Raw genomic sequence first — 10928 nt, 5'->3', positions numbered from 1 at the left:
CCGTCCCGCTCGCGGTGCTGTCGGCGCGGGCGCGGGCTCTGCGCAAAACGCTGCGCCTCGCGTGGCCCGACCTCGTCGACCACCTGGTGTCGGGCATCCGCGCCGGCCTGCCGCTCGCCGAAGCGGTCGGGGCGCTCGCCGAGGTCGGGCCGGCCGAGACGCGCGTCGCGTTCCGCACCTTCGAACGGCGGGCGATGGGGTCGGGCAACCTCGCCTCGGCGCTCGACGGGCTCAAAGCCGGCCTCGCCGATCCGATCGCCGACCGCATCGTCGAGACCCTCAAGATGGCGCGCGAGGTCGGCGGCTCCGAGCTGCCGTCCGTGTTGCGGGCCCTGGCGACCTCGCTGAGGGCGGATGCCGCGGTGCGGTCCGAAGTCGAGGCACGGCAGTCGTGGGTGCGAGGTGCCGCCCGGCTCGGTGTCGTCGCGCCGTGGGTCGTGCTGCTGTTGCTCGCGTCGCGGCCCGAGGCGGCGGCTTCGTACAACAGCCCGGCGGGGTTGGTGCTGCTCGGGGTCGGTCTCGTCGTGACGGTCGTCGCCTACCGGGTGATGATCGCGCTCGGCCGACTGCCCGACGAGCGGCGGTGGTTCGCGTGACGCCGCTCATCGCGCTCGCGGTTCCCGTCGGGGTCACTCTCGGTCTCGGACTCTGGACGTTGCTCGGCCTGGTGCCGCGGATCGGCGCGACCCGGCTCGCCGCCCGGGTCGCGCCGTACATCGCGGATTTGTCTCCCGAGGCCCGCGAGTTTCTCGACCGCCGCCCCGCGGAGCCGCTGCCCTTCGTCGGTGGGTTGCTCGCCCCGGCCGGCCGTCGCATCCGCTCGGCCCTGGTCGCGGTGTTCGGAGGTGACGACTCGGTCGAGCGGCGGTTGCGGCAGGCAGGGTGGTCGCTCACTGTCGAGGCGTTGCGGGGGCGGCAGTTGCTGGGAGGGGCAGCGGGCGCGGGGGTCGGCGTGCTGTTCGCGGTGGCTATCGCGCGTTCGTCGTCGGTGTCGCCGTTGCTGCTCGGGGTGATCGTTGCGGTGTGCGCGGCGATCGGGGTGTTGCTCCCCGACCAGGTGCTGTCGCGGGCGGCACGGGCGCGGCGTGATCGGATCGCCGCCGAACTGCCGACGGTGCTGGAGTTTCTGACGCTCTCGTTGTCGGCTGGTGAGGCGGTGCTCGATGCGCTGCGCCGGGTCGCGCGAGCGGGCAACGGCGACCTCGCCCGCGAGATTGCCGTCGTCGTCGCGCAGGTGAACGCCGGGGTGCCGCTCGCGCTGGCGCTCGAACGGTGTGCCGACGAGATCCAGTTGCCGCCGCTGTCACGCACCGTCGATCAGCTCGTCGGGGCGTTGGACCGCGGGACGCCGCTCGTCGATGTGTTGCGGGCTCAGGCACAGGACTCGCGGGATGACGCCAAGCGGTCACTGCTCGAAGCGGCGGGCAAGAAGGAGATCGCGATGCTCGTGCCTTTGGTCTTCCTCATCCTGCCGGTGACGGTCGCGTTCGCGATCTTCCCCGGTGTGATGGTGCTTCAACTCGGGTTCTGAATAGGTCGGGCAGGGTCAAATATTAGGCTACAGTTTTGTAGCCTAATTAAGGTAGGATTGGCAGTGGCTCCACGCTGGGAACCGTCGAGCGACAAGCACGGCGTCCCGCGCACCGACCAGATCTACGCGATCCTGCATGCGACCTACATCGCGGACTTGGGCTCGAGCAACGACGGCGGCACCGTCCGGCTGTACGTCGGACCCGAGCACGAACAGACCGACCGGGAACTGGAAATCCTGGTCAACTGCTTCACGGACGGCAGGGAAGCGTCGATCTTCCACGCGATGCCCCTGGGGCCGAAAGTCCGGCGGTACCGAGAGGAGCACCCCAATGGCTGACATCGACTACGACGAGCTTGCCGCTCGTCTCACCGACCCGGCGACCCCGCTTCCGGAACCCGACGCCGTGCTCACCGGCGATGCCGCCGCCGCCGAGGGCCGGGCGTTCCTACTTCGCGAGTACGGCACTGAAGAGGCTCTGCAACAGGCCCTTCGCCCCGGACGTCCGCACGTGGGGTCACCGCGCGGAGAGTCCCCCAGCGTTCGAGGGCGGATCTCCAGCGCGGACTTCGAGGCCTTCAAGCGGCTCGAGCAGAGCACTGGTAAGAATCAGAGCGAGCTCGTCCGCGAGGCGGTGCAGCTGCTGCTCGCGGAGCACAAGATCGGCACTTGATCCTGGCCGTGCTGGAGGTCGGCGTGCGGTCAGCCGCGGATGGCGACTCCGTCTTCCCCGGCATCCTCGTGCTACAGCCCGGGTTCTGAAAGAGCCAGTATCGTGGCTAGAAAAATGGCCGAGAAGTAGGCCAGAATGAGGGAATGCGAACCATGTCGGTTAGTGACGCGAAGGACAACCTCTCGGCCCTTGTGGAAAGCGTCGAGTCCACTCACGAGGCCGTCGTCATCACGCGCCACGGCAAGCCGGCCGCAGTGCTGATCTCACCCGATGATCTGGACGCGCTTCAGGAGACCTTGGCGTGGCTGTCGGATCCGAACCACGCGGCAGAGATGGCCGAAGCAGATGATGACATCGCGAAGGGTCGCATGCTCTCCCTCGAAGAGGTGCGTGCGCAACTGGCCAAGCGGTGACGCCAGGGCCGTACCGCGTTGAGCTCTCTGGCCCCGCGGTGCGCGCGCTCGAGCGGCTGCCCGCCAAACTCGTCGACGCAGTGCTGCGATTCCTCGACGGGCCGTTGGCGCAGAACCCGATGAGAGCGACCAAGCCCCTCGGCGCCGAACTGGAAGGGCTTCGCGCCGGATACGTCGGTATCTCCTACCGAGTTCTCGTGCGCATCGACGAGGATGCGCGGCTCGTGCAGGTCATGCGCATCGCACATCGCGCCGACGTCTACGGCTCGCACCGATGAGCGCCCTGAGAGACTCGTCGCGTGGCGGGAATTCATCATGTCGAGGTCTGGGTTGCCGATCTGGAGGTTGTGCAGGCCGAGTGGGGCTGGCTGCTGCAGCGGCTGGGGTTCTCTCTTGAGAGCGCATGGCCGGAGGGGCAGTCCTGGGCTGCCGGAGGCGCGTACCTTACGTTGACGACATCGCCGAACCTCACGGGGTCGACACATGATCGTCGGAAGCCGGGCATGAATCACCTCGCGTTCAAGGGTGGCTCGTCCGACCGGGTCGACGCGATCATGGAAGACGCGCAAGAGCACGGCTGGCACCCGCTCTATCGAGAGCGGTATCCCCATGCGGGAGGCGCTGGCCACTACGCGGGATGGTTGGAGAACTCCGCCGGTTTCAAAGCCGAGGTCGTCGCAGACGAGCAGTGACCTCAGCCTCGCATCGCGACCCCGTGCCGCCAGTACCCCATGAACGCGACCTGGGAGCGGTCGACACCGAGATCCTTCACGAGGTGGCGACGCAGCGTGGTGACGACCCCGCTTTCACCGGCGATCCAGAAGTACCGGTCGGCGTGGTTCGCGCCCGACGCGACCGACTCGCCGAGGCTCGAGAACGTCGGGGTCTCCCACAGCGGGTCGTCGGTGTCGACATCCGCGATCACAGCAGGTGCGACCGCCCCGAGGTGATCGAGCACCGCCGGGATGAGCCGCGTGCCGTGCGCGTCGCCTGAGCGCGACAACCACCGCACCTCGACACCGGGCGGGGTCGCGATGGGAAGGATGTCGGCATCCTCGGGTACTTCGATGAAGGCGACCCCCTGGGTGTCGCGGTCGACGTCCTCGAGGATGCGGGCGATCGCGGGGGCCGCAGTCTCGTCGCCCGCGAGCAGGATGGCGCGGGCGTCGCCGGGGGCGTACTCGATGCCGCCGCCTCCGGCCCGGCCGCGGCGCGGGCCGATCACGAGCAGCTCGTCACCCACGGCAGCGGCGTCCGCCCAGCGGGATGCCGGGCCGGTCGAGCCGGGGGCGAGGTGCAACACGAAGTCGACGACGAGCCGGGTCTCCTCGCCGTCGATGTCGAGGCGACGGATCGAGTAGGTGCGCATCGACCCGCGCTCGTCGTCGGGCAGGGCCAGCCAGGCGCTGTACCAGTCATCGCCCGCGGAGAGCCGGGGCACCGAACTGCCCGGCGCGGGGAAGACGAGCTTGATGCGCTGATCGAGCACCAGCCCCGGGGTTCCGAAGTCCGACAACTCGTCGCCCGAGAACGTGACGCGCACGAAACTCGGCGACACGCGCTCCACCGCGACGACGGTCGCAACAGCGAGCACAAACGGGGATTCAGCGGACATGGTGCCTCCCTCGGGGCAGAACGAGCGGTTTTCCGGTCAGCGGATCGGGGATGACCTCGCTGTCGAGCCCGAAGACCTCGCTGACGAGTTCGGCGGTGACGACAGACCCCGGCGAACCGAGCGCGTGGATGCGCCCACGACACACGGCGACGATCTCGTCGGCGTAGCGCGAGGCCAGGTTGAGGTCGTGCAGCACCATGACGATCGTCGTGCCGCGCGCGCGGTTGAGGTCGGCGAGCAGGTCGAGCACCTCGATCTGGTGCGCGACATCCAGAAACGTCGTCGGCTCGTCGAGCAGCAGGATGTCGGTGGCCTGCGCGAGCGCCATCGCGATCCAGACCCGCTGACGCTGGCCTCCCGAGAGTTCGTCGACGGGCCGGTCGGCGAGGTCGGCGATTCCCGTCGCGTCGAGTGCGGCGGCGACCGCCTCGTCGTCGGCGCGGCTCCAGCGGGCGAACAGCCCCTGGTGCGGATGCCGCCCCCGGCCGACGAGGTCGGCGACGACGATGCCTTCGGGAGCGATCGGGCTCTGCGGCAGCAGGCCGATCAGCCGCGCGACCTCCTTCGTCGGGCGAGAAGACAGTTCCACCCCGTCGAGCGCGATCTGCCCTGCCTTCGGCGACAGCAGCCGGGCGAGCGCCCGCAACAGCGTCGACTTGCCGCATCCATTCGCCCCGACGATCGCCGTGATGCGCCCGGGGGCGACCTCGAGCGCGAGCTCTTCGACGACGAGCCGATCGCCGTAGGCGAGGGTGAGGTCGCAGGCTGTGAGCTGGTGGGTGAGGGTCATAGCGAGGCTCCCGAGCGGTTCGAGCGAACGAGCAGGTAGATGAGGAAGGGTGCGCCGACCGCACCCGTGATGACGCCCACCGGGTAGCGGGTACCGAGCGCGAACTGGCCGACGAGGTCGCCGCCCACGACGAGCAGGGCCCCGACGAGGCCGGCGGTCACGAGCAGCGGGGCGCCGGATGCCGTGATGCGCGCCGCGATCGGTCCGGCCATGAAGGCGACGAAGGCGATCGGCCCGGCGGCCGCGGTCGCGAACGCGATGAGTACGACGGCGCCGAGGATGAGAAGTAGCCGCGCCGGGCGCAGCCGCACCCCGAGGGACGCCGCGGCGTCGTCGCCGAGCCGCAGCATGTCGAGATCGCGCTGCCGCCACACCAGCAGTGGCGCGACGACCACGGTCGCGACGGCGAGGGGCGCGACGCGTTCCCAGGTGGCGCCGTTGAGGCTGCCGGTGAGCCACTGCATCGCGGCCTGGATGTCCCAGGCCGCCGCCCGTGTCAGCACGTACGACACCACACTGTGCAGCATCGCCGCGATGCCGATGCCGATGAGGATGAGCCGGGCTCCGGCGAAGCCGCGGCGCCACGACAGGGTGTAGATCGCGAGCGCCGTGACGAGGGCACCGCCGAGAGCGAGCAACGACACTGCGGTCTCGTCGAGCGACAGTACGACGATGCCGACGACCGCCGCGGCGCTCGCGCCGGTGCTGATGCCGATGATGTCGGGGGAGGCGATCGGGTTGCGCAGCATCGTCTGGAACGTGAGACCCGCGATGCCGAACGCAGCACCCGCGAGAACGCCGAGCGCGGTGCGCGGCAGCCGCAGCTCGCCGACGGTGAACGAGGCGCCGGGCACCTGCTCGCCGAGCAGCACCCGCAGCACCTCGGCGGGGGAGTAGAAGGTGTTGCCGATCATGAGGGCGACGGCGACGAGAGCGAGCAACCCGATGGCAAGGCCGCCGACGAGCAGCGAGTTGCCGCGACGGCGTCGAGCCCTGCTCGACCGAACCGTGCGCGCGGTATCGGGTGCGGCATCCAGAACGGCGGTCACAGCTCGCGCACCTTCTGGCGGCGCACGATCCAGATGAAGAACGGTGCGCCGATGACCGCCGTGATGATGCCCACCTCGATCTCTTGCGGGCGCGCGACGACCCGGCCCACGACATCCGCGAGCACCAGCAGTGCGGCGCCGGCGATCGCCGAGAACGGCAACAGCCAGCGCTGATCGGGCCCGACGAGCAGGCGACACAGGTGCGGCACGATGAGCCCGACGAAGGCGATCGGTCCGGCGACCGCGGTGGCCGCGCCGCACAGCACGACGGCTCCCGCGAACGCGATCAGTCGCGTGTGCACCACGCGGGTGCCGAGCCCGGCGGCGAGGTCGTCGCCGAGGGCGAGGGTGTTGAGGCCGCGACCCGACAGCACGACGATCGCCGCGCCCGCCGCGAGGAACGGCAGGGCGATGCCGATGCGGTCCCACTCCGCGCCGCCGACGCCCCCGATCTGCCAGAACTGGAAGATGGTGAGGATGTCGACGCGCGGCAGCAGCACGGCGCTCACGAGCGACGACAGCGCCGCCGCGGTCGCGGCCCCGGCGAGCGCGAGCTTGAGCGGGGTCGCGCCTCCGCGGCCGAGCGACCCGACAGAGTAGACGAACAGCGCGGCGAGCGCGGCCCCGACGGTCGCGACGCCGATGTAGCCGTAAGGGTTCGATAGCCCGAAGTAGGCGATGCCGACGACGACCGCGAGCGACGCACCGCTCGAGACGCCGAGGATGCCGGGGTCGGCGAGCGGGTTGCGCGTCACCCCCTGCAGGGCGGCACCCGACAGCGCGAGGGCGGCGCCGACGAGCAGGGCGAGCACCGTGCGGGGCAGCCGGGCGGCGACGGCGGCCTGCCCGATGCCGTTCGTCTCACCGCCGAGCGCGGCGAGCAGTTCGTCGAGAGAGACCTCGCGGTTGCCGAAAGCGACGGATGCCAGCGACAGCAGCACCAGGCTCCCGATTCCGATCGCGAGCCACACCGGGCGCGGCACCGCCGGGCGTCGTACCGCTCGTGAGGCAGCGGCGGCGACGCCCGGCGGGGTCATGGTGCCGGTGCTCACCCGGCCGGGGTGAGCGCGCCGGCGAGCAGCGCGAAGTACTCGTCGATGCCCCAGCCGATCGAGAGCGGCGACGGGTTCGCCGAGGCGGCGAGCGGCGTCGAGTTCTCGAGGATCGCGATGCGGCCCTCGGCGATCGCGGGGATCTGCGACAACAGCGGGTCGGCCTGCATCGCCGCGATGAGGGCGCCGTCGGCCTCGCCGTAGGTCACGAAGACGTCGACGTCGGCGAACTGATCGGCCTGCTCGGCGCTCACCGTGACGTAGAACCCGTCGGTGCCCGCCGACTCCTGCTCGACCATGGCGGGTGCCGGCATCCCCAAGCTCTCGAGGAATCCGGGGCGCGTGTCGTGGCTCGTGTAGAAGCCGATCTGGCTGAGGTCGTTGGGGTCGATGTACGCGAACAGCACCGTGGCATCCGCGAGCGCGGGCTGAGCGGCGAGCGCGGCGTTCACCTGGGCCTGGAGATCGGCGATGAGTGCGTCGCCCTGCCCGGCGAGCCCGAGCGCGGCCGAGTTGAGTCGGATCATGTCCTCGTACGAGGTTCCCCAGGCGATCTCGGGGTAGGCGACGACGGGCGCGATCTTCGAGAGCGTGTCGTACTCCTCCTGCGTGATGCCCGAGTAGGCGGCGAGGATCACGTCGGGCTGTGTGTCGGCGACCGCTTCGAAGTCGATGCCGTCGGTCTCGTCGAACAACACCGGTGTCTCGGCGCCGAGCTCGGCGAGCCGGTCTTCGACCCACGGCAGAACGCCGTCGCCGTCGTCGTCGCCCCAGGTGGCCTTGCTCATCCCGACCGGCACGATACCGAGCGCGAGCGGCACTTCGTGGTTGGCCCACGCGACGGTCGCGACGCGCTGGGGCTTCGCTTTGATCGTGGTCTCGCCGAAGGCGTGCTCGATCGTGACGGGGAACGCGCCGTCGGCTCGGTCGGTGTCGGTGTCTGCGGCGGATGCCGCACAGGCAGAGAGGGACACGGCGACGGTCGCGACGGCGACCATCCCCAGGACACGGCGGAATTTCACGACAGAGAACCTCTCGGGTCGAACGGTGTTAGGTCAGGCTAACCTAACATCCGTCGATCCGGGACTGTCAACTCGCGCTATCCGACGGCGTCGTCCTCCAGGGCTTTCGGCGCCTGCGGGTTGACCCCGAAGAGCGTTTCGACGGCCTGCTCGACCGCGTCGAGCTGCCCGGCCGCGGCGTGATTGCGGGCGCGCACCGACGGCTCGTGCATCAGCACGCCCGCGAGGTGACGCAGCGCGGCTTCGGTGCGTTCGTCGACTCCGTGGCGGGCGCGGTGTCGGGCGATCTCGGCCTGCAGCACGTCGTCGACATGGCGTCGGAGCGCCACGATCGCGGGGGCGGCGCGTCGATCGGACTCGAACGCCGCGGCGGCGTTGCCGACTATTCTCTGCACGCCGGCACCGAGCTCCGGCAGTACCGCGTGACGCCCGATCAGCTCGAGATCGAGCAGCTCGACGCCGGGCAGCGTCCCGACGGCGGGCTCGACGTTGCGCGGCAACCCGAGGTCGATCACCAGCCGCGGCGCGTCATCGGGGATGTCGGCCGAAGTCACGACGTACCGAGCTGTGCAGGTGATGACCACGGCGGCAGAACGAATGGCCTCGCGCAGATCCCGTTCTGCGCCGACCCCGTAGCGCACGGCGAACTGCTGCGCGCGACCGGTGGCCGAGAACACCCGGATGTCGGTCGCACCTCGAGCCCGCAGGGCGGCGACGGTGGTGGCCGCGTAGCTGCCCGTTCCCACGAGAAGCACCGCGACATCCGACCAGTCCGGAACCCGCGAGTCGGCCATGTCGAGGGCGACGCGGGCGATCGAGCGTCCGGCGGCGGCGAGGTCGCCGTGGGCCCGGGCCTCGCGGGCGGCGTGCGCCGAGCGCTGGAACAACAGCTCCAAACCGCTGGATGTCGTGCCGGCTTCGCGGGCTTCGCGCAGGGCCCGCTGAACCTGACCCGCGATCTCTTCTTCGCCGATCACCATCGACTCGAGCCCTGAGCTGACGGCGAACAGGTGGCGCACGACATCCTGACCCGTCAACGCGACGGCCGTTTCGCGGAGCGTTTCGGCATCCTCACCGGCTCGCAGGGCGAGCGCGTCGATGACCGCCTCGATCGCGAGTTCGGGGCCGGCGGTGAGCGGTTCGTCGAGTTCGATGTAGGCCTCGAAGCGGTTGCAGGTCGCGAGCACGACGGCTCCGCGCACGAAATCGGCCTCGACGATGAGATCCGCGGCGGTCGTCGAGGCGACCCGCGAGATACGGTCGAGAACGTCGAACTCAGTGTTGCGATGGTTCGCCGTCAGGCAGAACAGCACCAGCCGATTCTACCTAGGGTGGACAGGTGCCCCTTCCCGCCGAACATCCGCTCGCCTCCGGGCTCACCGTCGCCTCGCCCCTTGTGCAGGCGGCGCGAGGTGTGCGCACGCCCGTGCGACCGGTGTGGTTCATGCGGCAGGCGGGGCGATCACTGCCGGAGTACCGGGAGTTGCGGGCCGGCGGCGACATGCTCGCGGCGTGCCTGAACCCCGCGATGGCGGCCGAGATCACCCTGCAGCCGGTGCGGCGTCACGGCGTCGATGCGGCCGTGTACTTCAGCGACATCGTTGTGCCGGTGTTGCTCGCCGGGGTCGCGGTGAAGATCGTGCCCGGCAAGGGGCCGGTGTTCGACGAACCGGTGCGTACGGCGGCGGATGTCGCCCGCCTACCCCGTCTCGAACCCGACGCGCTGGCCCCGATCGCCGAGGCTGTCGCCCTCGTCGTCGCGGAACTCGGCCAGACCCCGCTCGTCGGATTCGGCGGCGCCCCGTACACGCTCGCCTCGTACCTGGTCGAGGGCGGTCCGTCGAAGGAACAACTGCAGACGCGCGCTCTGATGCACTCCGATCCGGCGACCTGGGCGGCGCTGCTCGACTGGTGCGCGGACGTCACGGGCGCGTTCCTGCGCGCGCAGGTTCTGGCGGGAGCGAGCGTCGTGCAACTGTTCGACTCCTGGGCGGGGTCGCTCTCCCGCGCCGACTACGAGCGCTCGGTGCTGCCGCACTCGAAGCGCGCCCTCGACGCCGTCGCCGACCTCGGCATCCCGCGCATCCACTTCGGGGTCGGCACCGCGCACCTGCTCGACCTGCTGCCCGCCGCGGGGGCCGACGTCGTCGGCGTCGACTGGCGGGTGCCCCTCGACGAGGCCGCGCGACGGCTGCCCGGCGTCGTGTTGCAGGGCAACATCGACCCCGCGCTGCTATTCGCGCCCCCCGAGGTGCTCGACCGCCACGTCGCCGATGTACTGCGTCGCGGCGACGCCGCCCCCGCCCACATCGTCAACCTCGGCCACGGCGTTCCCCCCGACACCGACCCCGCCGTACTCACTCGCCTCGTCGACCTCGTGCATCGCCACGACTCGGTGGTTGAGTAGCCCGCACAGCGGGCGTGTCGAAACCACACCCGCGACAACGGTCATCGGCGGAGGAGTCGCCGGTCTCACCGTCGCCCTCCGCCTAGCCCAAGCCGGCCACCGAGTAACCCTGATGGAGGCGTCCGACCGCGTGGGCGGGCAGCTCGCGCCCCAGCGCATCGCTGGCGTCGAGCTGGATGCCGGGGCCGAGTCGTTCGCGACCCGCGGTACCGCGGTCTCCGCGCTGATCGAAGAACTAGGGCTCGCCGCCGACGTCGTCACGCCGAACCCCGCCCCGGCCTGGCTGCATCGAGCTCGCGGCCCGGCGGTGCCCCTCCCCGCCGCGGGACTGCTCGGCATCCCGGCCGACCCGCTCGCCCCCGACGTCGTGCGCGCC

General features: G+C 70.6%; 15 protein-coding genes. 9 read left to right on the top strand and 6 right to left on the bottom strand.

Annotation, left to right across the window (positions count from 1 at the left end):
* The 7 genes from WBL06_RS01665 to WBL06_RS01635 all read left to right on the top strand — a co-directional run.
* The coding region (locus WBL06_RS01665) for a type II secretion system F family protein (protein WP_424454235.1) at positions 1-596 on the top strand (596 nt) is incomplete at its 5' end.
* Complete coding sequence (locus tag WBL06_RS01660) at positions 593-1531, top strand: type II secretion system F family protein (RefSeq protein ID WP_424454234.1); 939 nt, start codon at positions 593-595, stop codon at positions 1529-1531. The genes WBL06_RS01665 and WBL06_RS01660, both read left to right, overlap by 4 nt.
* Positions 1532-1594: 63 nt before the next feature.
* On the top strand, positions 1595-1870 hold the full coding sequence (locus tag WBL06_RS01655) for a hypothetical protein (protein ID WP_424454233.1): 276 nt from the start codon (positions 1595-1597) through the stop codon (positions 1868-1870).
* The gene (locus WBL06_RS01650) at positions 1863-2204 is read left to right on the top strand and encodes a hypothetical protein (protein ID WP_424454232.1); all 342 of its coding nucleotides are present in this window, start codon (positions 1863-1865) and stop codon (positions 2202-2204) included. Before WBL06_RS01655 ends, WBL06_RS01650 begins: the two co-directional genes overlap by 8 nt.
* 143 nt (positions 2205-2347) lie before the next feature.
* Positions 2348-2617 carry a type II toxin-antitoxin system Phd/YefM family antitoxin gene (locus WBL06_RS01645; protein WP_424454231.1) on the top strand — a complete coding sequence of 90 codons (270 nt, stop codon included), beginning with the start codon at positions 2348-2350 and terminating at the stop codon, positions 2615-2617.
* Positions 2614-2895, top strand: a complete 282-nt coding sequence (locus tag WBL06_RS01640) for a type II toxin-antitoxin system RelE family toxin (protein ID WP_424454230.1) — start codon at positions 2614-2616, stop codon at positions 2893-2895. Before WBL06_RS01645 ends, WBL06_RS01640 begins: the two co-directional genes overlap by 4 nt.
* Before the next feature lie 21 nt (positions 2896-2916).
* The gene (locus tag WBL06_RS01635; protein ID WP_424454229.1) at positions 2917-3309 is read left to right on the top strand and encodes a VOC family protein; all 393 of its coding nucleotides are present in this window, start codon (positions 2917-2919) and stop codon (positions 3307-3309) included.
* Positions 3310-3311: 2 nt separating this feature from the next.
* On the opposite strand, the gene WBL06_RS01630 is transcribed toward WBL06_RS01635, so the two are convergent.
* The 6 genes from WBL06_RS01630 to WBL06_RS01605 all read right to left on the bottom strand — a co-directional run bounded on the left by WBL06_RS01630 (position 3312) and on the right by WBL06_RS01605 (position 9458).
* The gene (locus WBL06_RS01630; protein WP_424454228.1) at positions 3312-4232 is read right to left on the bottom strand and encodes a siderophore-interacting protein; all 921 of its coding nucleotides are present in this window, start codon (positions 4230-4232) and stop codon (positions 3312-3314) included.
* Positions 4222-5022 (bottom strand): ABC transporter ATP-binding protein, encoded by an 801-nt coding sequence (locus tag WBL06_RS01625; protein ID WP_424454227.1) that lies wholly within the window; start codon positions 5020-5022, stop codon positions 4222-4224. Before WBL06_RS01625 ends, WBL06_RS01630 begins: the two co-directional genes overlap by 11 nt.
* On the bottom strand, positions 5019-6071 hold the full coding sequence (locus tag WBL06_RS01620) for a FecCD family ABC transporter permease (protein WP_424454226.1): 1053 nt from the start codon (positions 6069-6071) through the stop codon (positions 5019-5021). The genes WBL06_RS01625 and WBL06_RS01620 overlap by 4 nt, the downstream gene beginning before the upstream one ends.
* Positions 6068-7108 carry a FecCD family ABC transporter permease gene (locus WBL06_RS01615; protein WP_424454236.1) on the bottom strand — a complete coding sequence of 347 codons (1041 nt, stop codon included), beginning with the start codon at positions 7106-7108 and terminating at the stop codon, positions 6068-6070. The genes WBL06_RS01620 and WBL06_RS01615 overlap by 4 nt, the downstream gene beginning before the upstream one ends.
* Before the next feature lie 11 nt (positions 7109-7119).
* Positions 7120-8145 carry an iron-siderophore ABC transporter substrate-binding protein gene (locus WBL06_RS01610; RefSeq protein ID WP_424454225.1) on the bottom strand — a complete coding sequence of 342 codons (1026 nt, stop codon included), beginning with the start codon at positions 8143-8145 and terminating at the stop codon, positions 7120-7122.
* A gap of 77 nt (positions 8146-8222) precedes the next feature.
* Positions 8223-9458 carry a glutamyl-tRNA reductase gene (locus tag WBL06_RS01605; RefSeq protein WP_424454224.1) on the bottom strand — a complete coding sequence of 412 codons (1236 nt, stop codon included), beginning with the start codon at positions 9456-9458 and terminating at the stop codon, positions 8223-8225.
* A 26-nt stretch (positions 9459-9484) separates the two neighbouring features.
* Between WBL06_RS01605 and hemE the strand changes: the two genes are divergently transcribed.
* Entirely contained in the window at positions 9485-10552 is a 1068-nt protein-coding gene (gene hemE / locus WBL06_RS01600; RefSeq protein WP_424454223.1) for a uroporphyrinogen decarboxylase, read from the top strand.
* Positions 10545-10928: FAD-dependent oxidoreductase (locus tag WBL06_RS01595; protein WP_424454222.1), on the top strand; the 384-nt coding region annotated here is incomplete at its 3' end. The genes hemE and WBL06_RS01595, both read left to right, overlap by 8 nt.

It is taken from the genome of Pseudolysinimonas sp. (assembly GCF_049651805.1).
Classification (GTDB): domain Bacteria; phylum Actinomycetota; class Actinomycetes; order Actinomycetales; family Microbacteriaceae; genus Pseudolysinimonas_A.
Note: the sequence above shows the minus strand (reverse complement) of the source record. Positions and strands in the feature narration are given on the sequence as shown.

What these genes read in the sequence shown, in the direction of transcription:
- WBL06_RS01625 (WP_424454227.1), bottom strand. Translation starts at nt 5,022, where the DNA reads ATGACCCTCACCCACCAGCTCACAGCCTGCGACCTCACCCTCGCCTAC.
- WBL06_RS01630 (WP_424454228.1), bottom strand. Translation starts at nt 4,232, where the DNA reads ATGTCCGCTGAATCCCCGTTTGTGCTCGCTGTTGCGACCGTCGTCGCG.
- WBL06_RS01645 (WP_424454231.1), top strand. Translation starts at nt 2,348, where the DNA reads ATGCGAACCATGTCGGTTAGTGACGCGAAGGACAACCTCTCGGCCCTT.
- WBL06_RS01615 (WP_424454236.1), bottom strand. Translation starts at nt 7,108, where the DNA reads ATGACCCCGCCGGGCGTCGCCGCCGCTGCCTCACGAGCGGTACGACGC.
- WBL06_RS01650 (WP_424454232.1), top strand. Translation starts at nt 1,863, where the DNA reads ATGGCTGACATCGACTACGACGAGCTTGCCGCTCGTCTCACCGACCCG.